This window comes from Ciceribacter sp. L1K22, assembly GCF_017599385.1.
Taxonomy (GTDB): Bacteria; Pseudomonadota; Alphaproteobacteria; order Rhizobiales; family Rhizobiaceae; genus Allorhizobium.
This window is the reverse complement of sequence record NZ_JAGFPK010000017.1, coordinates 1-26,907: the sequence shown is the minus strand read 5'-3', so window position 1 is coordinate 26,907 and position 26,907 is coordinate 1. Positions and strand designations below refer to the sequence as shown.

The following is a 26,907-nucleotide window of genomic DNA, read 5'->3' as shown; positions in this document are numbered from 1 at the left end:
CGCCACCGCCTCCATGACCGGGTCAGGAACCGCCTACACCGTGACATTGACTCCACTCGCAGAAGGAACGGTGTCCGTGGCGGTCCCGGCTGGAGCATTCACCAACGGCGGCGGCATCACCAACACGGCGTCGAATACCGCGTCCGCCACCTACGACTCCACGCCACCGACTGTCAGCATAGGAGCCCTGTCCGGTCCTACCGCCGGCAAGTACACCGCGACGATCACGCTCAGTGAGTCATCCAACGACTTTACCGCCGGCGACCTCGCCGTGGTCAATGCCACTGCAACCCTCACCGGCTCCGGTACCACCTACACCGTGACGCTGACGCCAGTTGCCGACGGAACGGTCTCTGTCACAGTTCCGGCTGGCGGCTTCACCGACGGGGCCGGCAACGCCAACACCGCCTCCAACACGGCGTCCGCGATCTACGATGCGACCGCGCCGACCGTGACGATCAGCGCCCTCTCCGGTCCAACCAGCGGCAAGTACACCGCGACGATCACGCTCTCGGAGGCCTCAACCGACTTCGTCGTCGGCGACCTGACGCTGGTGAATGCGACGGCAACGATGACCGGTTCCGGCACGACCTACACGGTGACGCTGACGCCCGTTGCCGACGGAACGGTCTCTGTCACAGTTCCGGCTGGAGCATTCACCGACGGGGCCGGCAATCCCAACACCGCCTCCAACACGGCGTCCGCGATCTATGACGCGACCGCGCCGACCGTGACGATCAGCGCCCTCTCCGGTCCAACCAGCGGCAAGTACACCGCGACGATCTCCCTTAGCGAGGCCTCAACGGACTTTACCATCGGAGATCTGACGCTGGTCAACGCCACCGCCTCCATGATTGGGTCCGGAACCGCCTACACCGTGACGCTAACGCCCGTTGCCGACGGAACGGTCTCGGTGACGGTCCCGGCTGGAGCATTCACCGACGGGGCCGGCAATGCCAACTCCGCTTCCAATACGTCGTCGGCGAACTATGTGAGCGGGACTCCACTGACACTGACGCCAAGGGACGGCTGGAAGCTGAAACTCGATGCCTTCACGCCGATCGATCAGGCATTCGAAGCATCCGGTGGGGTCGCTCCCTATGCCTACAAACTGACGGGAGACCTGCCGGAGGGGGTGCGGTTCGATGCGTCGCAGGGCCGTCTTGTCGGCGCGGCGCGCGAGGCGGGACGCTTCACGATCACGCTCACGGTTTCGGATTCGGCGACGCCCCATGCCGGAAAGCTGGTCAACACCTATGCAATCGCCGTCAATCGGCTTTCGACGGCGGTCACCCTGGTCTCCAGCGCCAATCCGATCCTGAGCGGCGAAGCCGTGACGTTTACCGCCACCGTCGCCCCGGCCACCGCCCTCGGCTCCGTCTCCTTTTCCATCGACGGCGTCGAGCAGCCCTCGTCCGTCGTGCTCGCGGGCGGCACGGCGAGCTTCACCGCGGATGCGCTGGCTGCCGGAAGGCACCGCATCGTCGCACGATACCTCGGCGACGACGCCCATTCTCCCGCCCGCTCCGACGCGCTGATGCAGGTCGTTCAGGCGCCGGGTTCCGTAGTGATCCGGCAACGGACGGATGGCGAGGACGGTGTGTTCGCGTTCCGCTCGGATACGCCGGAGCTCAATCTTTCGATCCAGACCCAGACCGGCCGTGGGGAGAGCCCCGCCCTTTCACTCGTCGCCGGCACCTATGCCGTGACGGCAGCCGACATGCGGGCGAAGGGCATTGCCCTCACCGGCATCGCCTGTTCGGATGATGACAGCCGGGGCGACATCGACAGCCGGACGGCGGTGATCAAACTCGCCGCAGGTGAAAAGGTGGTCTGCACATTCACCTCCGTCAATTCGAGGGACAAGACCACGAACCTGATCGGGGAGTTTCTCGACCGGCGGGCCGACCTGATCCTCACCAACCTGCCCGGCGTTCAGCGCCGCGTCGACCGCCTCAAGGGCGTCTCGCCGACGGTGGACGACCCGGTTTCATCGCTGATGTCGTATCTCCCGGGGGTCGTTAAGGGGGGGCGCGCGACGGTCTCCTCCTCGCTCGGGGCGCTCGACGCGCTTGCGGGCAACCAGACGCCCCGGCGTTTCGACGCATGGATTGAGGGTTCGTTCGCGCTGTTCGATGACGGCAGTCCGGACGGAACGTTCCAGACCGCCAGCTTCGGCGCCGATTATCTCGTCAGTCCGAACCTGTTGATCGGAGCCTTCGCGCAGATCGACCACCTCTCCCAGAAGGCGGATGATGACGCGACAAGCGTTTCGGGCACCGGCTGGCTGGCTGGCCCGTACATGACGACGCGTCTCTCGGACAATGTTTACCTCGACGTTCTCGCGGGCATCGGGACATCGCGCAATACGGTCAGCCCCTACGGCACCTACAAGGACGGGTTCGACACATCGCGCTGGGCCGTCAGCGCCGCGCTGCAGGGCGATTGGCAATGGGACGACTGGACGTTCTCGCCAAGGCTGCGGGCAAGCTACTTCGAGGAGCGCATGCGGGGCTATACCGACAGCCTCGGCGTCGATATCCCGGCGATCACCACGGGTCTCGGCCAGGTCGCCATCGGTCCCGGGATCGGCTACCGCTTCACCACGGACAACGATATGGCAATCGACACCGAGCTGCGTTTCGAGGGGATCGCCGATATCCTGACCAATACGGAGAGTTCCGGCATCGACAATCTCAGGGGGCGTGTCGAAGGCTCGATCGACGTTACCATGCCGGGCGGCGCCAGGCTGGGCCTCACCGCCGCCTATGACGGCATCGGTTCGGACAAGACCTCAGCCTCGGCCGTGGTCAAGTTGTCGGTCCCCCTGCAATGAGCGGCCGGGCGCAGGACCGTCGGATTTGTCCTCGCCAGCGCCGCGCGTTTCCCGCCTCGCTAGCCGGGGGTCGCGGAAGCTCCCCTGACGGCCGCCGACGGCTCGGCGTGCCAGTACAACAGGGCGGCAACCAGGCCGAAGCCGTGAAGGGCGATCAGGGCGATGGAAAGCGACGACGTCCCGCCTATGGCGGCGCTGATCAGACCCACGGCCGTCGGCCCGAGCCCGAGCCCGACAACCGTCATCACCGAGGTCAGCATCGCGGAGACAACCGGACGTTCAGCGGGCCTAACTATCTCGTGCAGGAGGCTGATGGTCGGTGGGAAGGTGGCGAGGGCCAAGGTGGCCGGAACCGCATAGGCAGCCAGCATCAGCAGCGGGTGGTCGGCGGTGAGAAAGACCAGCGAAAAGGGTTTGCTGCAGATGATGATGATCGCCGGGCCGCGCACAAGCCAGACACGATTGCCCGTGGCGAGTTTTGCGATGACCCGGCTCGAAACGATCGTCCCGATGATGGCCACAAGACCGCCGAACGCAACCAACGTCGCCGACTGCACCTGAGTGAAGCCGTGCTCGCGAATCAGGAAGGCCGGATACCAGGCGGCGGCGCCGGCCAGGACGATCTGATTGAGTGCCTTGGCCAGAAACGCCAGGCGAGCCCTGCGGTCGCGCCACACGGTCCGGGCGACCGTGGCGAAGACGCCGGAAAACCGGCGTTCCCGGTCGAGGGCCACATAGTCGCGGCGGGGTTCGGACACCAGGAACAAAAGCAAGGCCGGCAGAAGCGCGATGATCCCGGCCACGACCATCGCGATGCGCCACCCCCACCGCTCACCGACGACCCCGCCGACGAACACGGCCAGCAGGCCACCGACCGCGGCCCCGCTGGTGTAGTGGCCGAAACGCCGGATGCGGCTGCCAGTCTCGGCGGCATCCGAGAGGATCGAATGGGATGCCGGAACCGAAACCGCCTCGGCCACGGCAAGCGCGGACCGCGCAAGAAACAACTGGACAAAACTCGTTGCCAGCCCGGATGCGGTAGTGATCACTCCCCAGAGAACGGCCGAGGCCGCCACCAGATTGCGACGGTTTCCGACCGCAGCCAGGAGCGAAGCCGGAAGCGCCGCCAACCCAAAGGCGACCGCAAATGCCAGACCGGACAACAGGCCCATCTCAAGATCGCCGAGGGCGAGGTCCTCGCGGATCGGTTCCAGCAGGATGCCGAAAATCTGACGGTCGAGATAGTTGGCGGCATAGACGGCAAAGAGAAGCCAATAGGTCAGTCGCATAGAACTCCGTCCCTCCCAGAAAACGCTCGCCCCTTGAACGTCATGGACCTGCTGGCACCATGTATCAGGCGTTCAGTCAATCGTCGTCCACGGATCGGATGTCGGCTGGCGACCAGTTGCCGCATGCGAGATCCCGGTGCGGCAGTGGCCCTGTCTTTTCTCACGAACTCGACCTAGCCAAGCGGATGGCTTTCTGGAAGAACAACAATATCAATAATGTAGTTTCCGAGTTGCAGAATGCTGACCGAATGCAAAGTTAACGCATTTCAGACGAATTTCCTCCTGCAACTGCGTGGGAAACAGTCATTAGCCTTCGGAACCTGTTGTTCAAACAGAAATTTTACCCGTGCCGAAGCACTTGCCGATTTGAAGGGACGGAGACTGTCGACTGTGTTGACTCGCCCTGGCGGGCGCGAACCCATGACCGCCGGGCTCGGCAAGACCGGAAGACCCGGCGTTCGCTGCCGGTCTGCCCGAGCCGGGAGCGGTCGGTGCATGGAAGCAGTCGACAAATGATCGCCGCCCATTCACAAGGTTCTTCCAACCACAGAAATTGCACAGAAAAACGATGTCGCAGGATTTTGATCTAAGACGTATTGACCTCAATCTGCTGATAATTTTCGACGCCATCTATACGGCCGGCAACATTACCCGTGCGTCCCAGCAACTGGGCATGAGCCAGCCGACCGTCAGCAATGCATTGGGTCGACTGAGGGCCCAGTTCAACGACCCGCTCTTCCAGCGCGCGGAAAAAGGCGTGGCGCCCACGCCCTTTGCCGACGGTCTCATCGTTCCCGTTCGTCAGGCACTGGAGATCCTGCGCGACACGCTCCTGATCAATCGGGATTTCGACCTGGCCAATGCCAACCGCACATTTCGGCTCGCCATGAACGACTTCACGGTCGTCGGCCTTCTTCCCGATCTCCTGAACCAGATCGCGACCCGGGCCAGCGGTGTCAGGGTCCAGGTCATCGGCCAGGAGGTCATGTCGCCAATGGACGCGTTGCTGGCCGGCGAAGCGGACATCGCGGTCGACACGTTCACGAAGGAGGTTCCGGGCGTCAATTTCATCCCGTTGCATATCCCCCAAGGCGTCGTTGCGGCACGCCGGAGCCACCCGATGTTGCGGGGCGAAATCAGCAAGCAGCAATTCTCCAAATTGGGTCACGTCGCGTTGCGGCAGGATTCACGCATGCGGGCGCACGCGGAAGCCGTGCTGCTGTCGCACGGGGTCACTCGCCGCATCATCTGCGAGGTGTCGAACTGCATCGCGATGCCGTCGCTAATCACGACGACCGACCTCATCGCCGTCCTGCCGGGCCCGTTCGCCCGGAACGCGGCCCGCCACTATGATCTGCAGATCCTGCCCCTCCCTTTCCCTTCCGTGGCTCAACGTCTGCAAATCGCCACGCTCGGGGACAAGACCAAGGATTCCGGCATCGAATGGCTCAGCCAGCAACTTCACCAGGCGGCCAAGCATAGCGCCGTGGAGGAGCACTGGCTGGCGCCGGAATAGATCGAAACGGCGACGGTTGCGCGGCCAGTGGGGCGGTCTGTGCGTCGCCAGCTCGATACCATCGCGCCTAGGTCGCGCGACAATTCATGCGCATAAGGATTGTGGAGCGGTCCGTTTGGCAGATCGCCGGTCACGCAACGGAGTTCGATGCGGCCCGCGCCCTCCTCCAAGGGAATTCGCGATGGCATCCGCTGCCGTGGCGGAGCCCGGCATCATTCCGTTTTCAAATACCGACAATCTCAAAATTTTGAATATCTTTGCGGTCTCAAATCACTATTAGTTCCCGCAGGGAACAATTAGGCGAAGAACAATAACAAATCTCGCCTCCGACCTCCTAAACGAAAAATAGAATCGACTGCATCTCGTGATTACGAAAGGAGATGCGGCTGCGCGATCGACTCCAATCGAAGACGCAGAGATCGGCTTGCAGGCATGTCATGATTACTTTCCTGATGATGACTTTTGTATTTGCCGTCACACCTGGGCCGGCTATGGTCTACACGGCCAATCAGGCGATTACCGAAGGCAGATCCGCAGGCCTGAGGGCGGCGCTGGGCATCCATCTCGCATCCTATTTCCACATCATCCTCGCATCGACCGGCCTGGCCTTGCTGTTACAGAATTCGCCCGAGCTCTTTTTCGGGATGAAGGCGCTCGGCTGCGCCTACCTCGTTGGCCTGGGGCTGATCACGCTCATCCGTCGTCCGGACGAGCAGGCTTATTCCGGCGCACTCGATGTCCGCCGCAACTGGCTATCGAACGCCTTCATGGTGGAGGTGCTTAACCCCAAGTCGGCGCTGTTCTTTCTGTCCTTTCTGCCGCAGTTCACCGAGGTCGGCGGCAGGTTTTCGGTGCCCTTCCAGATTCTGATCTACGGCACCTTTGCCAATACGGTCTTCTCGCTGTCCGAAGTATCGGTGGTCCTATTCGCCGAACGGCTCTACCTGAAGATCCAGCGATCGCCGAGCATGAGCACCATGGTCCAGCGCATCAGCGGCACGATCCTCATCCTGCTCGGTTCGCATCTGGCATTCGCGCCGTTCTAGGGGACAGACTCATAATGACCTGATCCAGATGCGTGTTGCTGCGAGCTTAACCGCTGCCAGAAAGTTTAGAGGATCTGAATAGCCCCTAGATTTGTAGATGCCTTCTTTCCTAATTTTGAGGCAGGAGGCCTGCATGGGCAAAAGCAATTTCAGCGAAGAGTTCAAGCGTGACGCGGTTCTTCAGATCACCTGGAAGAAGAAGTTCGCCGCGTCGAACGCCAAGGGCAATGACGAGGCCGAAGAGATCAGGCGGCTGAAGAAGGAACAGGCTCGCGTCACCGAGGAGTGCGACATCCTAAAAAAGCGGCCGCGTATTTCGCCAGGAGTGAGGTGTGAGCCCGCCACCGGTTCGAGGACCACGCCGAACGAGTGAAGTACGCGTTCATTGCTTTACATCGCCTGCAGTTTTCGGTGCGGACGATGTGCCGCCTTCTGCGGGTTCATCCGAGTGGGTTTTATGCTTGGCTGAAGAACCCGCTGAGCAGGCGAGCCAGCGAGGACAGGCGACAGACCGATTTGCTCCTGAAGGCATGGGAAGAGAGCGGCAAGGTCTACGGTTATCGCAAGCTGCACGACGACCTTATCGATCAGGAGAGATGTGCTGCCCGAACCGGGTCGCGCGTCTGGCGCGTCTGGCCGGGATTAAGGCGCAGATCGGCTACAAACGCCGTCCCGGCATCTATGGCGGCAGACCGTCTGTCGTCGTCGATAATACGCTCGACCGGCAATTCGACGTGACCGCTCCGGACAAGGCCTGGGTCACCGACTATTGGGATTACGGCTCGCAGTTCGCAAGATGGGCGAGCCAGTCCTGACCGACGACCTATATGGATGCGGAAATAATTTCTGCATCCATGCGACGTTCGACCATCACTCCTCAACAAAGAAATCCTCATCCAGTCTCTTCACCTCCACTGTGCGAGCGATCCGAACACCGACGCCATGCTCGATCATCAGGTCGGCCAGCCGGTCACCGTCGATGAGCACGATGCGCTGTGGCAGATGGCGGACGAAGTCGATGGCTGGGGCGGAGAATGTAGAGGTGGTGACAAAGACGCCCTTGGCGGCACCGACGCCGACGAGGCTGCCGAGGAAGCCCTGCACTTCTGGCCGGCCGACGCTGACATGCGAGGCGTAGCGCTTGGCCTGCACATAGATGCGATCAAGGCCGAGGCGGTCCTCATCGATCACGCCATCGATACCACCGTCCCCGGATTTGCCCAGCCGGCGCGCGGCGTTTTCATGGCTGCCACCGTAACCCATGCCAACGAGCAGATCGACGATGGCGCGTTCGAAGAAGGCCGGGCTCTGCGCCAGAATGCGTTGCAGCAGGTCCGCCTTTAAGGCCTGATGCAGTACCGCCTGTGCGGCATCGATCTGTTCTTCCGGCGTCGCGGAAGTCGTTACATCGATGGTTTCACCGGCGCCGGTTGACACAGCATCCGTGCTGCCGGCGCCCGATGTACTGGAGGCGTAGAATTCGGCAAAAGCCGGATAAGTTTTCAGCGTATCAACATTGATGGCAGTGGGATTGGTGGCCAGTAGCGCCCTGCCAGCCTGGCTTGCCATGAAGCGACCGCGGGCCGGGCTGTCGATCAGGCCGGCCTTGGTCATGTAGAACTTTGCCCAGTGGATGCGGTTGTGAAAAATGCGCTGACGGCCGCTCGGCAGCATCTCCTCCCGCTCCGCCACGGACAGACCAAGCTGGTCGGCCAGCTTTTCCGCCGCATCCGGCACACGGGTCTCGCCATCCGCGGCGAGCCGAAGGACGGGAAGCATGAGGGATTGGTAATCGGGAATTGCCATTGTGAGCAGGTACCCTGTTGAATTACGACGCGCCTGCCGGTCATCGACCGACAATCTCTATTTTCCACCAAACCGGGATGCGCCGGGAACCGAGGCGAATATGCTTTGCGCCTTCATCCAGTCACCACGGAAGAATTCGCCACCAAGGCTGGTCAGCTCTTTTTGAGCTCGGTCCTTGAAGGCCTGCTCGGCGGCTTCGGCAGCGGCTTTGTTTTCGTAAAGCTGGGAGTTCATTTCGATCTTCCAACGCCCTTTGGCTGCGGGGGGAAAGCCGCAGTTCAGCTCTTCCTCGCGCCGTTTGACGTCATTGGACACGCCGATCTTGATCATGTCTGACTTGTCGAATTGCGGCTTCGGCAGGCCCATTACGGCGAAACTATCGCCTTTAAAGCGCGCAAGGTAGAGATGCGTCGGGCCGTCTACATAGGTAGATGTCCTATCGCCAAAACTGCCCGGGAACGCCCTGGAGGGTTGATACACTTCGGCCAGCGGTCTTTTCTTGACCGCCGTCTCCGCCACCGGTGGCTCCCCGAAGACGTTGACCTCTGTCACCTTCACTTTAAGCGCCAAGTCGATTTCGGATGGCGTCAGCTCCGGGTTCCAAACGGCAATGGCCTGGCCTGCCTCGGCGCGATAGGTCACTGGCGCGATGGTTTCGAGCAGCATCGGCTCATCGATACGCCAGGCGCGCACCACTGGCAGTGCGTGGCTCCATTTCTCCGCCCAGCCATTGTCGCGCTTACGCTTCAGGCCGAGGGGTGAGGCCTTGTCAACATCGCGAATGGGCCGCGCTTCGACCTGCAGAAAGCCGAGGACACGGTGGCGTTCATTTTTGTTGGTCTCCGCAGAGGCCGCTCCATAGATCATGAACAGATCGCCATCCTCGACCAGCCCTAGCATCCGGTCACGCGAAGCCTCTTCGCTCCAACCGAGATAGCCGTCTTCTTCTGGGCTGAAGCCGTAGAAGGAGCGCAAGCGGATGGAACGGGGTTTGTCCGGTAACGCGTTCATTCTGCAGTTCCTGCCGGTTTATTGGATTTCACGTGGCTTTTGTCGGCCCGCCTTGAACCGCCATACAACGTTATCTTTCTCGGTATTCGAACTTCTTGGTCCAGCTTTCACCCGCGACCACACGGATACCATCAGGTCGATAACCTTCGGCCAACAATACTTCACGCAGTTGATCTGCGGTGCGTTTGGCACCCAGCCATTCTTCCCGTTCCAGTAACTGTCTGATCTTAGGATGAATAGCGACCTCGACATCAGCCATCTCCCGTTCTGCAGCGAGCGATGATCCTCCTTCCGCGCTGACAAGGCTCAGAGCGGGTTCGAAATAGTAGCGCCATTCTGCGTCCGGCTTCGGTAGCTCAATGGGGTACATCGATTCAGGCTCAGGATCACGCCAGTAGAACTCAAGGATTTCATTCCGGAAAAACGAGAAAGAGCCCACATGCAACGAGCAACTGTTGTTGTCGACGCATATGAGGCGCTGCGCCTGCAACTTCGCCTTCATCTTGTCCCAATGAGTCGGGGCAGAAGAGCGCCCCTTGCTCTCAAAGGCGAGCCAGTTTCCACTGTAGTCCTGCCCAACCAAGTCCGGACGAGAGCGTCCAAGCACAAGTGGATTGAGGTCGTTTCGGAAGACATCCAGATGAAGGAGCCAGGGAGTTCTGAGTAGCTGCCCAGCAAAGACCTTACAGAGCATCATACCCAGGAAATAGCTCACCATTCCTTTTTCCGTGGGGTCTAACGCGGCGAAGGCATCAGTCCGATGAAGCTGCCCGTGCCAGCCTTCTTGAATTGCCATTCGCACAAGTGCCAGTCTGAAGATGGCTTCATGGGCCGACGCCGGTCCATGCCGAAACACATGGTATGTGCTGGGCCGCCCAATCGTTATCGCGGCCCAAAGCAATTCGTCCCAGGTCGTCAGAAGCGTCCCGGATCGGATCGCATAGACACTTGGGAATGCTTCGCTCTGATGTTCGATCCGAAGCGTCACTCCGCAGCCTCCTGTAGCGCGTCAGCATCCACCGGAGCCAACGCCTCGGCCAGCAGCGTATCGAGCAGTTTTTTCCGCGTCTCGTCGGCGCTCGCCAGGCTGGTTTCCAGCTGATCGCAGAGCGCCATTAGTTCGTCGACCGTGGCAACGATGCGGTTTTGTTCGGCGAGTGGAGGGAGGGGGATTTTGAAGGTACGAATAAGTCCGAGATTTAAATTACCCTGCGAAGCACCTTTTCCATAAGTACGACTGGAGGAGCTATCGCGGCCCTCGGGGCTGTTAAGCCAAAGGACGAGGTACTCGACGTTGATGCAGCTAGTGGGCACCTTGATTAGACAAAGGCTAACGTAGAAGGCGAACTCGAAGTCAGAATCGAGCACGGCAGCCTCTCCTATGCCTGCTCCTACGCGGGTTAGTAATATGTCGCCCCGCTCTGGTCGACGATTCGCGCGATAGCTATCAAAATCTTGCTCCGAAACGAAGCGATGCTTCCCTGGCATGAAGCGAAACGGTTTTACGTTCTGGGCAGATAAGAAGGGTTTGCCAGTTTCCGTGTACTTCGGGGTTAGGTGGGTTCCGTCCGTGATTTGGTAAGCGATGTCCTGGAGGTAAACATGCTGCCACGTCGCCGGAATGTCCGTATCTAATTCGAAGTTTTCGGCAGGTAGCGCCGGCTTTTGACCTCGAATACCTTTCTCGGCCATCAGCCGCTTTTTCTCACTGGAAATCCGCTTCAACAACTCTCCCGCCGGCTCATCCGAAGGGTCCTGTGGCACGAGCTTACCGCGGACGGCGAGGTTGAGGATGGTCTGGCGCAGTTGCTTGATCTGGTCCGGGCGGGCGGTGAGTGCCGGCAAGGCATCAAGCGCGAAGCGGGCGGCGTCGCGGAAGGTTTCCGGATCGGGAGTGTTGAGACGGGCAAGGCTTGCCGCCGTAAGCCGGTCCCGCTTCGTCTCCCGCTCTGTTCGCGCCGCTTCCAGCTCGTCGCACAGCGCCATCAGTTCATCGACCTTGGCGACGATGCGGTGCTGTTCGTCGAGGGGTGGGAGAGGGAAAGGAGAGTAAGCGAAATAGTCAGTCGGCACACGCTTCTGGCCGGCGGTTCCCGTCATTTTAGGAATGCCGGTTTCTATAAAATGAGGACTCTTCCAGAATAGCAATATGTAGTCTGCGACGACCAGCAGTGGGCGAACGACGTGAAGTTCAGTCGTTCCGCTGCCTATGCCGCCGGTCAAATTCCTAAACACCGTCGACTTGCCATTTTCGAAACAAGGGGTGATCTTCGCCAGCCCGACATCGCCCTCAGCGAAATGCGTATATCCCTTCTTGATCTCGCCCCAAGTGCGGACTTCGTGTCCGTTCACAACACCATATTCGGCAGCGATCAAGGGCATCGGAACAAATGACGCTTCCAGTGCGTCAGGCGCATCGTTTCGCGGGCTAATAATCCCGATTTCAGCGATTTGCGTCCAAGACCAATTCGATGGAATTGAAAAGGGAACGTCCACCACTGCGCTAAAAGGCTTGGGAGTTCGAATTTCTCCTGCTTTGAGCAGTCGCGCCTTTTCCTCCGCAATCCGCTTCAACAACTCCGACGCCGGCTCGTCGCCGAAAGACTGCGGCACAAGCTTGCCCCGCACCGCCAAATCGAGAATAAACCGCCGCAGCCGGGCAATCGCATCCGGGGCATAGGCAATCTGCTCGTAATGCTGCAACAGGCGCTCTGCGTTCATCGGGCAAGCGCCTCGGCCAGAATGCTCTTGAGCTGGTCGCGCAGGCGGGCAGCACTGGTTTCGGCAGCCGTCAGCTCTTCCAGCAGAGTCTCCGGGTCGCCAAGGTCATCGGCCACCGTGTGCGGGTTCTTGAAGTCGAGATTGTAGCCGCGCGCCTTTACGTCTTCCATAGTTACGCGCCAGGCCTGTGGGCCTTCCTCGCGGCCCTTGCGCTCCTTGCCACCCCACCAGTCGACGCAATCCTGCAGGTGTTCCTGCCGGATCGGCTTGGTCATGGAATAGGCTTTTTGGCCCTCCGGAACCCGGTGTTCCCAATACCAGATGTCCTTTGTCGGCGTGCCCTTTTCGAAAAACAGCAGGTTGGTGCCGATCGAGGCATAGGGCTTGAAGACGGAATTGGGCAGGCGCACGATGGTGTGGAGATTGCACTCCTCCAGCAGATGTTCCTTCAGCCGTGTCTTGATGCCTTCGCCAAACAGCGAGCCATCCGGCAGGACCACGGCGGCGCGGCCGCCATCCTTCAGCAGGCGCACGATCAGCGCCAGAAACAGGTCTGCGGTTTCCTTGGTGCGGAAGGTCGGAAAGTTGTTTTCGATACCGTCTTCCTCGCGCCCACCAAAGGGCGGATTTGTCAGTACGATATCGACGCGCTCATCCTTGCCCCAGGAGATCAGCGGGCGGGCGAGCGTATTGTCATGGCGCACAAAGCTCGGGTCTTCGATGCCGTGCAGCAGCATGTTGGTGACGCAGAGCATATGCGGCAGCGGCTTCTTTTCCACGGCACGTAAACCGGCCTGCATTTTCTCGCGGCTCTCGGGCGTGCGCACATGGTTCTTCTCCATGTGGCGGATGGCGCAGGTCAAAAAGCCGCCGGTGCCGCAGGCGGGGTCGAATAGGGTTTCGCCGGGTTTCGGGTCGATGCGCTCAACCATGAACGAAGTCAGGGCACGCGGGGTGTAATATTCACCCGCATTGCCGGCCGATTGCAGGTCGTTCAAAATCTGCTCGTAGATTTCGCCAAAATGCTGGCGTTCCGTCAGGCTGTTGAAATCGACATCGCTGATCTTGTTGACCACCTGACGGATCAGCTGGCCGGATTTCATGTAGTTATAGGCGTCCTCGAACAGATCGCGCACCACGCGGCGGCGGTCTCCGGCTTGCGCCGAGGCCGGTAGCACCTTCAAGGCGGGGAAAAGCTCGTTGTTGACGAAGTTCAGCAGCGCTTCGCCGGTGATGCCTTCCGGGTCTGCCGCCCAGTTGCGCCACTGGAACTGTTCCGGGATGGGCGAGACATAGTTGTCCTGCGTCAGCTCCAGTTCCTGGTCCTGATCGTCCATGATCTTCAGGAAAAACATCCAGCATAGCTGGCTGATGCGCTGGGCATCGCCATCGACGCCGGCATCCTGGCGCATGATATCCTGGATGGATTTGACGGTGTTACGGACTGACATGGGACTAAAACTTCATTGTTTCGAGTTTGGCGTAAATGCGGCTGGTAATATCCAGCAGCGGGTCGCGACGACCAGACGGAAGAAGGGCATCATCTCTGGCAAGCGGGTAGTGTTCATCGCACAAGAAGGGCTTGGGGTTGAACCTAAACTTTGCAACCAGTCGCCGACCAAAATCCATCTCACCGTACTGGTAGGCACTCTCGACCCCGAAGTCACTGACTTCGGGATACTCACCCAAAAGATAACCCTCCTGAATGTGCGGCCGGATCGCATCCGGAGGGCAAGCGCTAGCGAGGCGGATAATCTGCAGTCCCGCTTCGGAACTCGCAGTTACGGCTCCACTCAAATTTGGAATGCCGAATACGAAAAGATAGGCGCTATCACCAGTGTTCTTGTGGGCGGCAAATGACGTCGCGATTCGGAGGGAATGAGAGACGTCCAGTAGTGGTGTGTCGCAAACTTCATAATGCTGAAGTATCGCCCATCGAAGAATGCGTTGCCGCCGCAGCTGGTCGCTACCTTCTAATCTCTCGATCTTGTAAGCGTTCTGGAGTTCGGATTCCGCGAAAGTCAGCTTCTTAAAGCGGCTTTCCAGTATTTTAGGAGTCGGAATTCTGGAGCCTTCCAAGCGAAAGATCTTCGCTTTCAGTAGGCTCCGAGGCACCTTATTCGCCCTGGTCATGTAATCTTTGGGTTGCCCCCGAAAAACCAACACATGCTCACGATTTTTGAATTGTAGCTCAGCAACCTTCTTCGCCAAATCTAAGTAACTTTCCACGAAGTGCCCAGGACCTGAGCGTACTGTCTGGGTGGAAACATTCATAGAATTGGTTTGTTCGCCGAAGTACGACCATATTTTCTGAGCGCCGATGAGCTCCATTGTCAGATCGCCTCGTCATACATTGCAGCCTGTACGTCGTGAACTGCCTTTTCAAACGCTGCCTTGCCACCAAAGGCGCGAAGAAGCTCCACAGGCATGCCGAGTGTATTGGCCGGGGGTACCCGCAGCACATTGGTATCATCGAGGTTCAAGACGCCTTCATCCGCATACTTGTTCAGTAGCATGTCCAGAACTGCCCGCGCCTTCCCCTCATAGCGTGCGAATACGTCGCGCTTCTTCACGTTGTTGGCACGCTCCTGACGCGTCAGCGGCTTGCGGTCGAAGGCGATATGGCAGACGAGGTCGAAGGGATCGACGTCGATGCCGAGCTCCTTGGCGATCACATCCAGTGGCAGGCCCTCTGCCGCCAATTCCTTAACCAGTGCGTCCTTGCGCTCCTCCGATTTCCAGCGCTTCAGGAAATCATCCAAGCTGGCGAAATGGCGAAGCAGCGCAGCCTTAGTGAAGTCACGCAGGCTTTCGGTGACAAGTTTTCCATTGGCATCGAGGTATTCGACACGCTCGGCGATGACCTTTGCGCTGATGCCATCGACATAGACCTTCTTCTGGCGCTCGCCGCCGCCAGGCGGAAAAGTTACTTCCTCGCCACCGGTGGTCGGCGGCTCTGCCGTATATTCGTCCTGCTCATTGTCTTCAAAGGCGGGCGGCTCATCATCTGGCGGCGTGATGGGATCGTCCTCGCCCGCCACGTATATCTGCACCGGATCACCATCGAATTCGGGATCGGCGAAGTGGTTCGTCGCGCCACGGAAATCCATGAGGGTGAAATAGAATTTCTGCGTATCCTCATGCACCCGCGTGCCGCGTCCGACGATCTGCTTGAATTCGGTCATCGAGCCGACGGGACGATCCAGCACGATGAGGCGGCAAGTCTGTGCATCGACGCCGGTGGAGAGCAGCCGCGATGTGGTGACGATCACCGGATAGCGCGATTCTGGGTCGATGAAGTTGCCGATCTGGGCCTGCCCGAGCGTGTCGCTTCCGGTGATGCGCATGACATAGCGAGGGTTCTCGTCGCAAAGGTCCTTGTTGTCGTTGATGAGCGCCTGGCGCATGCGGGCCGCGTGTTCCTCGTCAACGCAAAAGACGATGGTCTTCTGGTAGCGGTCGCCGCTCTCCTTGAGAAACTCGGTCACCTTGGCGGACACCAGCTTGGTGCGGTCATCCAGGACCAGGGTCCGATCGAAATCCTTGGCGTTATAGATGCGATCCTCTACTTCCTCGCCGTCGCGATCCAGCTGGCCCTTTTCCGGTCGATAGCCTTCGACATCACGGTCGATATGGACCTTGATCACCTTGTAGGGTGCGAGGAAACCGTCGCTGATGCCTTGCTTCAGGGAGTAGGTGAAGACCGGCTCGCCGAAATAGGCGGTGTTGGAAACATACTCCGTTTCCTTCGGCGTCGCCGTCAAACCGATCTGGCTGGCAGCAGAGAAATATTCGAGGATTTCCCGCCAGGCGGAATCGTCGGCCGCGCTGCCGCGATGACATTCGTCGATGACAATCAGGTCGAAGAAATCAGGTGAGAACTCGCGGAAGAGTTTCTGTCGTTCCTCGGGGCCGGTGATGGCTTGATAGAGCCCAAGATAGATTTCGAACGAGGTGTCGATGCGGCGTTTGCGATCCAGCGCCAGCGGCACGGCCTCTTCCGTTCCGTCCGGGCGCTCGATCGTCTTCGACTTGGTGGAAAGCTTGGCCATTGCGCCGCCGAAGGGGCGGAAATCGTTGATCATGGTCTGGTCGATCAGCACGTTGCGATCCGCGAGAAACAGGATGCGCTTCTTGCGCTTGGCCTTCCACAGACGCCAGATGATCTGGAAGGCGGTGTAGGTCTTGCCCGTACCGGTAGCCATGACGAGAAGGACACGATCCTGCCCCTTGGCAATGGCCTCGATCGCGGCGTTGACGGCGTTTACTTGATAGTAGCGCGGAGCCTTGCCGCTGCCGTCATCATAATAGTCCTGGAGCACAAGCTCTTCGGCAGAGCTATCCAGGCCCTTCCATCGGCTGTAGAGATGCCAAAGCTCGTCCGGAGACGGGAACTGGTCGAGGCGGAGGTTTTCTTCCTTCACGTCCCGGAGGCCGGTCCGATCGTGGAATACGAAGCCGTCACCGTTGGAGGCAAAAACGAAGGGGATAGCCAGCGTCTCGGCATAGTCCAGCCCCTGCTGCAGACCATCACCGACCGCATGAGTATTGTCCTTCGCCTCGATGAGCGCGATCGGGATATTGGGCTTGTAGTAAAGGACGACGTCCGCCTTCTTGGCAGTGCCGCGGGCGACGAGCTTGCCGCGTACCGTGATGCGCCCCTTGGTGAAGAAGACCTCCTCCCGGACCTGCAGCATCGTGTCCCAACCGGCCTGCTTGACGGCCGGCAAGATGAACTTGGTGCAGATATCGCGTTCCGTCAAAGAGCGCTTGTCCATTCGAATGCCGTTCCCCCGCACTCCCATTGATTACACAATATGAATAGTGTTCGCAGCGTCAATGCAACCCTGAGGGCAGGCGATAAGTGTCGCTGAGTATTGTCGATTCCTCTGCAAACGCCGTTATCGGGAGTAATGGGGGGAAGACGAGGATAAGAACCTAACGGCGTTTGCATGTGACGGAAAACAGAGTGACTGATCAGGACGGCATGAGGTGCCGTTTGGGACGGAACGGGTAGAGGCCGTCGCTGTACCGGTCCGCGATATCGTGGAACACTTCCTCGCATTCGCGGACGGCAAATCCCTGGCGCTCAAGATCATTGGTTAGAGAGTCCCGGACCTTGCCCAGCGCGCGGTCTTTGTCCTCATGCGCCTGCGCGGCGGTAATGATCTGCCGCAGCAGAACTCGAGCCAGGTCGTCGCGGGATGGACGGCAGCGCGCCTTGGCATCCTCACGTACCTGCTGTTGCCGTTCCGCCTGCTCGGCGTTGCGTTCTTTCCTACTCTTTCTAGGCTTCTTCGACATCGTGTGCTCCTTGGTTGTCGGAGCCTCAGCGTGACCGATAGCCAAGCAAGCAACAAAACAACCGAGCCAATCGCCGGCGCGGCACCTCCCTCATGCAATCTCAGCATGACGCCCAGCGGTCCACGCCCTTCCGCCCAAACACCGTTTGCAGATGAATCGCAGAACCGGAATCCAGCAACGCTTTTCCGGAATTCGGAATCGGATGAGGGTAAATTGAGATGACGTGTCCAGAACTCGACGCAAAGCATGGCGATGTGATGTCAATCGACATGACTTGCGCTCAAGACGTTTCAAATCGTCAAGGATGGAAGCGGGGTAGCGCCTCCGGGGGCGGCGAAGCCGGATGCCTAGCCGAGTAACGCGGTTGTGCGATTTGGCAACGCGGATCGGGAAGCCCGAATCAAAATCCCTGAATTCAGAATCGGACCCTCAGATTTCTGAATCGAAAATCTTGAGATAGGAAACGCGCCGGCGCCATCAGGAATCGCCTTTTCTCGGCCGAGGTCATGGCTCACCCTTTTCGCTATCACCGACAGAACCGCGAACGATGCGTCTGACCTCGTCGCCCGATAGGATGCCGACACTTTCCAGGCCTGAGGCAATCTCATCGAGAGCCGGCCTGTGGGCCTGGATCAGGTCATGCGCCATCGTCTCTGCGCACTCCAATCGCCGATTGACCCGATCAGCAAGTTCGCGGTCCACGGTCAGTTCGTGCATGCCCATCGCGATCGACCGATAGCGAAGCGGCTGCTCTTTCGAGAAGCCGAGACTGGTCTCAGCCGCCAGGGCCATTGCGGTGGCGCGGGCGAGATCGCTTTCATCTGCGCCACCGGCTCCGGCAATCGGTTCGTGGAAGACGAGGATTTCGGCGACACGGCCTGAGAGGAGGGAGGCGATGTTGTTCATGAGCCACGCTTCAGTCTCTGGCAGGTGCGCGTTCGGAACCGTCTTGACCAGTCCGACACCGTGCAACGCGATACTGGCGGATTGCACCTCGGCGATGCCGGTCAGCGTATAGACCAGCGCATGCCCCGCCTCATGGATGGCTGCACGTTTGCGAAGGTCAGCGGACATGGGTGCCTGTCCAGCCCTCAAGCCGGCTTCGAGATCGTCCCAAGTGATGCTGCACCCGGAGCGGCGGGCCTTTCGGCGAATATCGCGGATCAAGCGCTCGATATCCGCACCGGTCTTGCCCAAGGCCAAGAGAGCGAGTGAACGAAGCAGAGTTGCGGGATAAGTGACGTGGTCTTTCATAGTGCGGCTCCCTTTCCCTTTGAGGCTTTCCGGTTTTCGGAATTCTTGAGAAGCTGCTGAGGATTAGTGTTTCGCGCGGCCGGTGGGCGCAGCCTGGCTCGGTTCGCGGGAGCCGACGCCAAGACGCCGGGAAGATCGTTGCCCAGATGATGGGTAAGGATACCGGTCAGCGTTTCGACGTCGGGTAGCGGAATACGGACATGTGTCTCCAGCCTTCCAGACCGAAGCAGGGCAGGATCGATCTTCTCGGGCAGGTTCGTCGCACCGACGATCACGACGCCCTCGGTTTTCGTGGCTCCATCCAGTAGCTCAAGGAGACGGTTGATCAACGACACCCAGTAGTCATCGTGTTGCCTCGACCCTGCATTTGCGCGTGAGCCGATGTTGTCGATCTCATCAATGAACAGGATCGCTGGGGCGTGCTTCGATGCCTGGGTAAAGGCGGCTGACATCCTCTGGAGAACATCACCGAGAAATCCAGGTTCCAGCCAATTGGCGACCGACGTCACCAGAAGCGGTACCTGAAGCGTATTGCAGAGCGCCCGCGCAAACGTCGTCTTGCCAGTACCGGGCGGCCCTGACAGCAGAAGTTTCGTGCTCATCTCCGGCCAGGTCAGAGCGCCTTCACGCCAAAGTTCCAGGTCAGCTTTCAGGTCGCGTGTCCACGCTTGGGCGGCCCCATAGCCGCACAGCGTTTCGACTGTGATGGGAGCGCCCTTCGCAGTTGTCAGCGGTGGGCTATCGGTGTCGACCAGGACGGCTTCGGGAATGGGTGGCTCTGGAAGGATGACTTCAACACCCGTCGATCCACCGGCTTTCTCCTTCTCGGCAGACTTGGCACGTGATTTCCCACCCCCGGAACGTCCACGGCCCTCGCCAGCGTCCTCGGTATCCTTGCCGTCACTTTCCGCGACCGAACATCGATCAATCAACATCGACAGAAGCGTGAGCACTTCCTCGGCGGAGCGACCTGGTCGCACGGCGAGGAGCAGATCGTCGATCGACAGCGATTGCGGATCGAAGGCTTTCATCTTCATGAAGTTGAGTGCGACGTCACTTGGCACACCGATACAGAGACTCAAGAGATCGGCGACCATCGACCTATCAAATCCGTCGCATTCGACAACGAGGTCGGCCGTCTCGACGATCACCGGTGTCAACGCAGTCGGTGTTTCATCGGCCACCAGAATTGGCTGAGCCGCATCGGTCATCGCCGTGCGGAGTAGACGACGGATCGTTCTGTCGTCGCGTTTAATTAGGGAGGAACCGGCCAGCGTGTGCAGCCTCATCTGCTGTTTCGACGGCCGGTTATCCCGAAACCTGCCTGACAGCGATCCCTCGCGCGCGACATCTTCCAAGATCACCGAGAACGGCAGAAGCAATCCTTCCTCGAGCATCATGCCGACACTCGCCTCGAACCTTGCAACCGGTGCTTTGATTAGCACGAACGGTGTACGGGAACGAACGACACCCGTGAACGCAGACAGACGTCTCAGACTTGTGCCGACTGCACGTGCGATCAGAAGCGCGACTGCGACGTGCATGGGAGAAGATGGCGGCAGATGCTCTTTCAGCAGCTCGGCAACATAGTTGAAGCTGATCGCTGAGCCGACGGGCAGTCGACGAGTACGGCGTCCGGGCTTTGGTTTCGGCTGCTGACATGGAGGTGCCGGCGTAGACCAGTCGTAGGGTGATGCTCCGTCATCTGAGTTTCTTGCCGACCCAGGATGATCTTGGCTGTCACCCTCACGATTGCCGCGGCTGCTGCCCATCATTCGACCAATGATCTTCCGATCGTAATCACGGGCGCCGGTCAGAAATTGCCGTGCCTTGGTCGAGACAATCCAGGACCTGGCAAGCGTGCCGGTATCGGCGACGCCGCGTTCCAACAGTCCGGCAGTCGCAGCCGTTTCGTAAAGGTCGAGGACAGCACGACGGCGCAGCCGTGCGAGGAGGTAGCGGCGAACGCGTTGCTCGAGCTTTTCCATTACGCGCCCTCCTGAGAGGACAAGTCCGTGAAGCCCGGGTTGCCATCGAGCCAGGCACGCACAACAACGCATGTCGGCTCACCCAGCTCGCACAGCTCGAGCAACCACACCCGCAGTTGCGGCGGCAGGCTTTCGATCCGCCGACCTTTGCGTCGGGCAAAGCCGATCGTCGAGCGAACAATGGATGCGATGTAGTCCGCGCGTTCGTCGGCATCGAGTTTGTCGCCTGTAGGAACAGGATGCTTATCCAGCACCGGTGGCAGAAGAACTGACGGCGCGGTGCGCGTGGGGAAAGCAAGGATATTGGAGGCTCGTGAAGTCATGGCAGACGTCTCCTGTTTCCCCTGCAGCACTGCTTCGGGGACCTAAGGTCAGAGATGGATGATGGACAAGCTTGGGCCGATCAGGCTCTTGCTATGCCAGGCGCCCTGGCAAAGCCGATCGATACCCGCGCACGCGACACGCTTGAGGCGACTTCTCTTGTACCTGGTCGGACGTCGCTGTCGCTCGGGACGCTGCTCGAGGTCTGTAGGATCGGAGCCGTGTCGAGCCGGTGCTCGTTCAGCGCCGACATCCAGTTTGCCTCGACGCGCCTTTGGAAGAGGTTGCGGAGATGCGCCATGACTTCGCCGGCGCCCATGATTTCCAGAAGGTGGTCAAGATGCGTGAGGGGCCATACGCCGCCGTCGATATCGGTTCGCTGGTTCTCAGCGTTCAGGATGACGACGCGAACCTCCTCGACATGCAGTCGCCGATGCTCCTTGTACAGCAGGTCTGGAACGACCAGCGCGGCCGCAAGCATGCGGTTCTTCAGTTCTGCGATCCGCGAGACCTCATAAGAGCTAAGGCTGCGCTTCACATCCACAAGATGCCCGATCTTCGTCGACCGGTTGATGATCAGAAGATCGGGCGTATAGCTCTTGCGGCCGCCGCTATCGGCATCAAGGCTGAGCGACTTGACCAGAGCGGCATCGTTCATCGCGACCAGTTCCGCTGCGGCCTTGGTGACTGGCAGGCGCAGGTTGTCGGTCAGGACGACGAGATCGTGATTGCGTTTTGCGAGGAAGCTAATGCCCCGCTCAAGCAATCGGCCCTCGGCGGCCGGTACTGCGCGCATTACCGATGCGATGTCGTCCATGCCGGCGGCAAGGGCACGGCGGAACATGGCACCCGAGAGAGCAGTGTCGAGGACCTCGCTCACCAGCTTGTCGAGCGCCGGGCGCATGTCCTCAAGGTCGACGGTCAGGTCATAGGATGCCGTGGCGACGGCGGGAATGATGTTGGCAGTCATGAAGAATTCTCCTGTGATCGAAGCAGGATCGGCAGTCTCATCCAAGGCACAGACGCGGGTGCCCAGACGCGGGAATGATTTCCGCATCGACACTGGTGACAGCGATCCTGACGGAGGCGGTTAGCGGGTAGCCGAATGGCCGCTGGAAGATGGACGCCCGCGAGTTTCAACAGGGGAATGCGGATAGGATGCTTCCGGTGGGCAAGCGAAGCGGTTAAGGGTCGACATAGCCGGTGGCCTTTCATCAGAAGGTTACGGGTCAGGCTTTCGTCGGTGTTGGTAGCACCGGCGGGAGCCGCTAAGTGTCTGCAGAACCAGGCGTTTCTGCTGACACCGTCGACATAGCCTGGAGAACCATGTCCGGCAAGTCGACAAGAACACACCCGGAACAAAGAGCTCCGGGATGGTTAACGAAGGACGCGGCTTCCCCTAAATGCAAAAAGCCCCGCGCGGTGGCGGGGCTCTTGGTGGCGGTCTGGTGTCAGGCAGCCAACCTCTTTAGCTGCCGCTTGAACGGTCTGGCATCGAACACAAGCTTCGTCTTGAGTTCGTCTCGACCGTCTGGAGCGACGGTATCCAGAGTACTGTCGATCAGGTCCCGCACCGGTAGCGGCATCTGACCGTAGCCGAGCAACCCTTCATCAGCCTCCTGTTCGATCTTCACAGCGACGTCCGAGCCGGCCTCCTCCTCCTCGGCGTCACCCGGCAGGGGTTCACCGTGAACGACGAAGCGGAGGAGCGGTACCACTTCGTTCTGAAGCCAGGGTACAAAGCTCGCTCTGTCCGGCCAGTCCTCCGTGCCGCCCATCCGATGCAGGAGTGCCTGCACCTTCCGCCAGTTGGTGCCGTCGGGCAATTTCTCCGGACGCCAGTTCAGGTGCGGAGTGACGTCAGGCCTGAGCGGGGCAGCGAGGCTGTTGATGAGGTCGTGGGCATGGCGGCAGTCGTACATGACGGCATCGCTCAGTGCCCCCTTGAGTACGGCGCGGTTCCGAGCGAGAGGCTCAAGCGCTTTCTCTACCTTCTTGAGGATTGACGTCATCAAGCCAAGGAAGCGTGCGGCATCCTGCTCGATCTTCAGATCAGCCACTTTGCGCAGGCCGGCCAATCCGCCCATGTTCAGACTGTCGGGAACAGGCGCTGCCTTCTTGCCCGTCGACACGCCGACCATCTGCTTGACCTGGGCTACTGTGAGCTCCTCACCGGCCTCCAGTGCAACCAGTACCTCCTCGACCTTTTTTTCCTCGGCGTAGGCGAGTACGAAGAGCATGGTGGGGGAGGTGGCCGTTGCGACCAGCCTCTCTTTATACAGGCTCAGGTTCTCATAGACGGCGATGTAGTTGCGTGCCGTCTTCGGCGTGAACTTGCAGATCGCCTTCACCCACGCGCCGAGCTCTCGCTCAGGGAGGATGGCTTTCGCGCGAGCGAGGTAGCCGCCCAGCTCGTATGCTTGCAGGTTTGTCCTACGACCGAGAGAGCGAATGTCCTCGCCGATGGCCTGTAGCTCGCTGACGTCCTCTGGCGAGACGTCGTCGGCCGCCTTCGCTGCCTTGGCGGCGAGCTTAGCCGAAATCTTCTTATGCGTGTACTTCGCCATTTAATCATTATCTCCTTGTCTGATCCGGTCTTCATCGATGACCGTGAGATAAAGATGACACGGATTTGCAGAAGGTGTTACAACCGAGATTGTCAACACTATGAAAAACAACGATAAATGACGATTTTACCGACTCTCGCGTCGGATTTTCTCAATGATTCCAAGAGCCGAATTTTCTCGAAAATTTTTTTGGAGGCCAATCTTGAATGCATCAATAAGTTGTTTTTGGTTATCAACCATACCGAGTTTCAGCCCGAAATCTGCCGCTCGATCCGTCGACACCGCTTTTTGATGAGGAAGACGAGGTTCGAGGAGATTTCCCGGTTCGAAACCGGGTAGGATTGCACCTGATCGAGCGCTTCGTCGGCATTGGGCGGTCAAAGTGTGGCTGAGGGCAACGTCGGCGAGGATGAGGCTGCTAGGTGGATGGTGACCAGGTAATGGCGATCGTCAGCCCCACCCCACGGCAAATATCGAAGGTTAACCATACCGGCGTTTGGACTACCTGAACCGTCGCGTGATGGGTTGCGTTCGCCGTCCTCCTCACTATTTTTGCCTCACGACATAGCCGTCTCCGCGCAGGTGAGAGTGCAAAGGGAATTCCGGCTCGTCGTCGAAGAAGCCAGCGCGGCAAGGCTCGCTCTCAGGGTCCCGCATCGTTTAGCACCCCCCAAAAAAGCAACGATGCGTGGGACCGAAAGGAGAAACTATGTCCGCAAATTCGCTTGATAACACTCTGAACACCGCCGCAGCCGATATCGATCCGATCCTGAAGATGCTCGACGTCTTCAACGACGGCGTCGATACGTTTAACGCCGATGCAGCGCTGCTGATGTACGGCCGCCGCTTCAAACATATTGACCGCTGCCCAACCGGTTTGCGCCAGGGGCCGCTCGGCCAGTGCTTCAAGAACTGCACCACCCCGCTGATGCAATTCCTGAGCGATCCCCACCCGCCGTATCTTTACGCGGAAGGTTATGCGCTCGACACGGAACTCGGCGTCCCATTTCAGCATGCCTGGCTGGTTGATACGGCCGGTCGCGCGATCGATCTCACCTGGAGCGATCCAGCGGACGCGGTCTATTTCGGGGTCACATTCAGCCAAGAGTTTCTGCTGGAGGCGATGCGACTAACCGAGGTCTATGGCGTGCTCTTTAATCCGGGTCTGGAGAAGCGTCTGTTTGCCGATCAAGCAACGTTCGCACGGACACTGCGCCGACCGAGCCTGCCCGGCCTGCCCCGTTCAACGTACGCGTAAAGGCGGAACTCATAGCAGCACTGGCCGGGAGGCCGCTTCCGGCCAGTGTCAATCGCACAGACCCTTCATTTCAGGATAGAGTTTTCATGACGAAGAACGTCATCATCTACGCGCGTTACTCGACCGATCGCCAAGAAGAGCAGTCGATCGAGACACAGGTCAACCTCGCACGCGAGTTCGCCGCACATCGGGGCTGGAGCGTTACTGACGTCTATGACGACCGCGCCGTCAGCGGCACGATGCTCAAGATGCGGCCTGGCATTCAAGACGTCTTGCGGGCGGTGAAGCGAGGCGGCGTCGACATTCTTCTCTGCATGTCGGTGGATCGTATCTCGCGCGACATGGAGCATAGCTCGAGCATCCTGAAGCACTTGCGCCACAAGGGTGTCGAACTTTGGACCGTCCAGAATGCCGCACCGGTCAACGACATGGAACTCGGTCTCCGCGCCATCATCAGTCACGAAACGATCGAGCAGACTCGCTACAAGACGCGCGAGGGCATGAAGACAGCGATCCGCAAGGGGAAAGCAGCCGGTGGCATTGCATATGGCTACCGAGCAAAGCTGGTTTACGACGAACACGGCGACCGCATTCCAGGCCTTCGACAGATCGATGAAGGGCAAGCTGAGATCATCCGCTGGATTTTTCAGCAGTACGTTTTGGGCCGGTCTCCGAAGGAAATGGCGGTAGAGCTCAACAACAGTGTCCCACCGGTGCCTGGTCCCCGGGGGCTGAAGTGGCGAGACACCGCAATTCGCGGCAGCAGGGAGCGGCGCACCGGCATTCTTAACAACGAGACCTATGTGGGCCGTCTCATCTTCAACCGTCGAAAGTTCAGCAAGAACCCGGAAACGGAACAGCGCGAGGCGCGCATGAATGATGAGAGCGACTGGGTGGTCTCCGAAGTTCCCGAACTCCGCATCATCGATGATGAACTGTGGGCAAAGGTAAAGCAGAGGCAGATCGAGGTCGAAGCGCAATTCAATCATACAACGACAAATCGCCTCAATCGCACGCATCGTCCCAATTACCTGCTCAGCGGTTTGCTGGAGTGTGCGCATTGCGCAGGGCCGTATGCCATCATGTCCAAAAATCGCTACGGCTGCACCAATCGTCAGAAGGACCTACCGATCGCCCATCTCGATGATAGTATTTGCCCCAACTCGAAGACCATCAGTCGAGCCGAACTGGAAACGCGGGTTCTCGACGCAATCCCGGCCCGCCTCTTGTCAATCGACAGTACTGCAAGCCTGCAGGACGAGATCAACAAGGAATTGGCGGCCACAGCAAAAGCCGGGGAACGCGATCAAGAGAAGCTAAAGAGCCAACTCAACGACGTGTCGCGAAAGCAAGAGGCCATCGCAACTCAGATCACGGATCGTATCCTCAACGGCCAGCCGCAAATCGAAGCGTTCAACAAGATGCTTGATGACCTTCAGCGTCAGCGTGACGAGATCGAAGCTTCGCTTCGAAACCAGCATAAGAAGCGGCCCGGTCCGCCCAAGACCTTTACGGTCAATCCGTCGATGTTCACGGCCGCGATCGGTGCGTTGACGGCGGTGGCCCGCGCCGGTGCGAGCGAACATGACGATGTGCAGCGTCATTTTAACTTCTTGAGAGAGCTGGTCCAGAAGGTCGTGATCGCGCCGTCTGCCGATGGCAAGTCGGCGGAGCTGACCATCCATGGCCGCCTTGCTGGTGTACTGGCTTCAATACAGGCTTTCCAGGATTATACGGCCGGCCTGCGCGAACAGCACGCAACTGAATTCGCCCGCCGTGTGAGGGCGGGTGAGTTTAAGGACAGGGCAGAGAAGATGGCTTATTTGCAGCGGTTCGAGGCAGTCCTCGCTGAGGAGGAGACTTCATGGCGCCGGTTACAAGTTTCAGTGGTTGCGGGGGCAGGATTTGAACCTGCGGCCTTCAGGTTATGAGCCTGACGAGCTACCGGGCTGCTCCACCCCGCGCCAAGCGCATTCGGCTTTGCCGAATG

19 protein-coding genes, 1 tRNA gene and 2 pseudogenes are annotated in these 26,907 nt (G+C 59.4%); 6 read left to right on the top strand and 16 right to left on the bottom strand.

Features of this window, described 5'->3' with window-relative positions; translation table 11 throughout:
• Positions 1-2,836, top strand: a 2,836-nt coding sequence (locus J5J09_RS22680; protein ID WP_208554532.1) for an Ig-like domain-containing protein, incomplete at its 5' end; no start/stop codon positions are given.
• Between the two features lie 59 nt (positions 2,837-2,895).
• On the opposite strand, the gene J5J09_RS22675 is transcribed toward J5J09_RS22680, so the two are convergent.
• The gene (locus J5J09_RS22675) at positions 2,896-4,125 is read right to left on the bottom strand and encodes an MFS transporter (RefSeq protein ID WP_208554531.1); all 1,230 of its coding nucleotides are present in this window, start codon (positions 4,123-4,125) and stop codon (positions 2,896-2,898) included.
• Between the two features lie 568 nt (positions 4,126-4,693).
• Here J5J09_RS22675 and J5J09_RS22670 point away from each other — a divergent pair.
• The 3 genes and pseudogenes from J5J09_RS22670 to J5J09_RS22660 form a co-directional block, all read left to right on the top strand.
• Positions 4,694-5,641: a LysR substrate-binding domain-containing protein gene (locus tag J5J09_RS22670; RefSeq protein WP_208554530.1), complete on the top strand. Its 948-nt coding sequence runs from the start codon at positions 4,694-4,696 to the stop codon at positions 5,639-5,641.
• A 452-nt stretch (positions 5,642-6,093) separates the two neighbouring features.
• Entirely contained in the window at positions 6,094-6,687 is a 594-nt protein-coding gene (locus J5J09_RS22665; protein WP_208554529.1) for a LysE family translocator, read from the top strand.
• A gap of 133 nt (positions 6,688-6,820) precedes the next feature.
• Positions 6,821-7,454 (top strand): annotated as a pseudogene (locus tag J5J09_RS22660) (IS3 family transposase); the annotation flags it as partial.
• 103 nt (positions 7,455-7,557) lie between these two features.
• Here the strand turns inward: J5J09_RS22660 and J5J09_RS22655 are convergent.
• The 13 genes from J5J09_RS22655 to J5J09_RS22595 all read right to left on the bottom strand — a co-directional run bounded on the left by J5J09_RS22655 (position 7,558) and on the right by J5J09_RS22595 (position 23,659).
• The gene (locus J5J09_RS22655; RefSeq protein ID WP_208554528.1) at positions 7,558-8,493 is read right to left on the bottom strand and encodes a restriction endonuclease; all 936 of its coding nucleotides are present in this window, start codon (positions 8,491-8,493) and stop codon (positions 7,558-7,560) included.
• A 57-nt stretch (positions 8,494-8,550) separates the two neighbouring features.
• Entirely contained in the window at positions 8,551-9,504 is a 954-nt protein-coding gene (locus J5J09_RS22650) for a hypothetical protein (RefSeq protein ID WP_208554527.1), read from the bottom strand.
• Between the two features lie 70 nt (positions 9,505-9,574).
• Positions 9,575-10,492: a hypothetical protein gene (locus J5J09_RS22645; RefSeq protein WP_208554526.1), complete on the bottom strand. Its 918-nt coding sequence runs from the start codon at positions 10,490-10,492 to the stop codon at positions 9,575-9,577.
• Positions 10,489-12,225: a restriction endonuclease subunit S gene (locus J5J09_RS22640; RefSeq protein ID WP_208554525.1), complete on the bottom strand. Its 1,737-nt coding sequence runs from the start codon at positions 12,223-12,225 to the stop codon at positions 10,489-10,491. Before J5J09_RS22640 ends, J5J09_RS22645 begins: the two co-directional genes overlap by 4 nt.
• A complete protein-coding gene (locus J5J09_RS22635; protein ID WP_208554524.1) occupies positions 12,222-13,676 on the bottom strand; it encodes a class I SAM-dependent DNA methyltransferase in 1,455 nt (484 codons plus the stop codon). The genes J5J09_RS22640 and J5J09_RS22635 overlap by 4 nt, the downstream gene beginning before the upstream one ends.
• 4 nt (positions 13,677-13,680) lie before the next feature.
• Complete coding sequence (locus tag J5J09_RS22630; protein WP_208554523.1) at positions 13,681-14,556, bottom strand: FRG domain-containing protein; 876 nt, start codon at positions 14,554-14,556, stop codon at positions 13,681-13,683.
• A 2-nt stretch (positions 14,557-14,558) separates the two neighbouring features.
• On the bottom strand, positions 14,559-17,003 hold the full coding sequence (locus tag J5J09_RS22625; protein WP_208554522.1) for a DEAD/DEAH box helicase family protein: 2,445 nt from the start codon (positions 17,001-17,003) through the stop codon (positions 14,559-14,561).
• Between the two features lie 199 nt (positions 17,004-17,202).
• Positions 17,203-17,529, bottom strand: a complete 327-nt coding sequence (locus tag J5J09_RS22620) for a hypothetical protein (protein ID WP_208554521.1) — start codon at positions 17,527-17,529, stop codon at positions 17,203-17,205.
• A 504-nt stretch (positions 17,530-18,033) separates the two neighbouring features.
• On the bottom strand, positions 18,034-18,783 hold the full coding sequence (locus tag J5J09_RS22615; RefSeq protein WP_208554520.1) for an ATP-dependent Zn protease: 750 nt from the start codon (positions 18,781-18,783) through the stop codon (positions 18,034-18,036).
• The gene (locus J5J09_RS22610) at positions 18,780-20,771 is read right to left on the bottom strand and encodes an ATP-binding protein (protein WP_208554519.1); all 1,992 of its coding nucleotides are present in this window, start codon (positions 20,769-20,771) and stop codon (positions 18,780-18,782) included. The genes J5J09_RS22615 and J5J09_RS22610 overlap by 4 nt, the downstream gene beginning before the upstream one ends.
• On the bottom strand, positions 20,771-21,094 hold the full coding sequence (locus tag J5J09_RS22605) for a hypothetical protein (RefSeq protein WP_208554518.1): 324 nt from the start codon (positions 21,092-21,094) through the stop codon (positions 20,771-20,773). The genes J5J09_RS22610 and J5J09_RS22605 overlap by 1 nt, the downstream gene beginning before the upstream one ends.
• 80 nt (positions 21,095-21,174) lie before the next feature.
• Positions 21,175-22,062, bottom strand: a complete 888-nt coding sequence (locus tag J5J09_RS22600; RefSeq protein WP_208554517.1) for a hypothetical protein — start codon at positions 22,060-22,062, stop codon at positions 21,175-21,177.
• A gap of 481 nt (positions 22,063-22,543) precedes the next feature.
• Positions 22,544-23,659, bottom strand: coding sequence for a hypothetical protein (locus tag J5J09_RS22595; protein WP_208554516.1), 1,116 nt, complete (start codon positions 23,657-23,659; stop codon positions 22,544-22,546).
• 709 nt (positions 23,660-24,368) lie between these two features.
• Here J5J09_RS22595 and J5J09_RS22590 point away from each other — a divergent pair.
• Both J5J09_RS22590 and J5J09_RS23055 read left to right on the top strand, forming a co-directional pair.
• Positions 24,369-24,917: a hypothetical protein gene (locus J5J09_RS22590; RefSeq protein WP_208554515.1), complete on the top strand. Its 549-nt coding sequence runs from the start codon at positions 24,369-24,371 to the stop codon at positions 24,915-24,917.
• A gap of 86 nt (positions 24,918-25,003) precedes the next feature.
• Positions 25,004-26,119 (top strand): annotated as a pseudogene (locus tag J5J09_RS23055) (recombinase family protein); the annotation flags it as partial.
• A 114-nt stretch (positions 26,120-26,233) separates the two neighbouring features.
• On the opposite strand, the gene J5J09_RS22920 reads toward J5J09_RS23055, so the two are convergent.
• Together J5J09_RS22920 and J5J09_RS22575 are read right to left on the bottom strand one after the other, a co-directional pair.
• A complete protein-coding gene (locus J5J09_RS22920) occupies positions 26,234-26,602 on the bottom strand; it encodes a hypothetical protein (RefSeq protein WP_246746073.1) in 369 nt (122 codons plus the stop codon).
• Between the two features lie 202 nt (positions 26,603-26,804).
• Positions 26,805-26,881: transfer RNA gene (locus tag J5J09_RS22575), tRNA-Met, on the bottom strand.
• Positions 26,882-26,907: the final 26 nt, after the last annotated feature.

Bases quoted from the DNA above. Each gene is read 5' to 3' on its own strand.
- J5J09_RS22675 (WP_208554531.1), bottom strand. From the start codon at position 4,125: ATGCGACTGACCTATTGGCTTCTCTTTGCCGTCTATGCCGCCAACTAT.
- J5J09_RS22670 (WP_208554530.1), top strand. From the start codon at position 4,694: ATGTCGCAGGATTTTGATCTAAGACGTATTGACCTCAATCTGCTGATA.
- J5J09_RS22665 (WP_208554529.1), top strand. From the start codon at position 6,094: ATGATGACTTTTGTATTTGCCGTCACACCTGGGCCGGCTATGGTCTAC.
- J5J09_RS22655 (WP_208554528.1), bottom strand. From the start codon at position 8,493: ATGGCAATTCCCGATTACCAATCCCTCATGCTTCCCGTCCTTCGGCTC.
- J5J09_RS22650 (WP_208554527.1), bottom strand. From the start codon at position 9,504: ATGAACGCGTTACCGGACAAACCCCGTTCCATCCGCTTGCGCTCCTTC.
- J5J09_RS22640 (WP_208554525.1), bottom strand. From the start codon at position 12,225: ATGAACGCAGAGCGCCTGTTGCAGCATTACGAGCAGATTGCCTATGCC.
- J5J09_RS22635 (WP_208554524.1), bottom strand. From the start codon at position 13,676: ATGTCAGTCCGTAACACCGTCAAATCCATCCAGGATATCATGCGCCAG.
- J5J09_RS22630 (WP_208554523.1), bottom strand. From the start codon at position 14,556: ATGGAGCTCATCGGCGCTCAGAAAATATGGTCGTACTTCGGCGAACAA.
- J5J09_RS22625 (WP_208554522.1), bottom strand. From the start codon at position 17,003: ATGGACAAGCGCTCTTTGACGGAACGCGATATCTGCACCAAGTTCATC.
- J5J09_RS22620 (WP_208554521.1), bottom strand. From the start codon at position 17,529: ATGTCGAAGAAGCCTAGAAAGAGTAGGAAAGAACGCAACGCCGAGCAG.
- J5J09_RS22615 (WP_208554520.1), bottom strand. From the start codon at position 18,783: ATGAAAGACCACGTCACTTATCCCGCAACTCTGCTTCGTTCACTCGCT.
- J5J09_RS22610 (WP_208554519.1), bottom strand. From the start codon at position 20,771: ATGGAAAAGCTCGAGCAACGCGTTCGCCGCTACCTCCTCGCACGGCTG.
- J5J09_RS22605 (WP_208554518.1), bottom strand. From the start codon at position 21,094: ATGACTTCACGAGCCTCCAATATCCTTGCTTTCCCCACGCGCACCGCG.
- J5J09_RS22600 (WP_208554517.1), bottom strand. From the start codon at position 22,062: ATGACTGCCAACATCATTCCCGCCGTCGCCACGGCATCCTATGACCTG.
- J5J09_RS22595 (WP_208554516.1), bottom strand. From the start codon at position 23,659: ATGGCGAAGTACACGCATAAGAAGATTTCGGCTAAGCTCGCCGCCAAG.
- J5J09_RS22590 (WP_208554515.1), top strand. From the start codon at position 24,369: ATGTCCGCAAATTCGCTTGATAACACTCTGAACACCGCCGCAGCCGAT.
- J5J09_RS22920 (WP_246746073.1), bottom strand. From the start codon at position 26,602: ATGGATGGTCAGCTCCGCCGACTTGCCATCGGCAGACGGCGCGATCAC.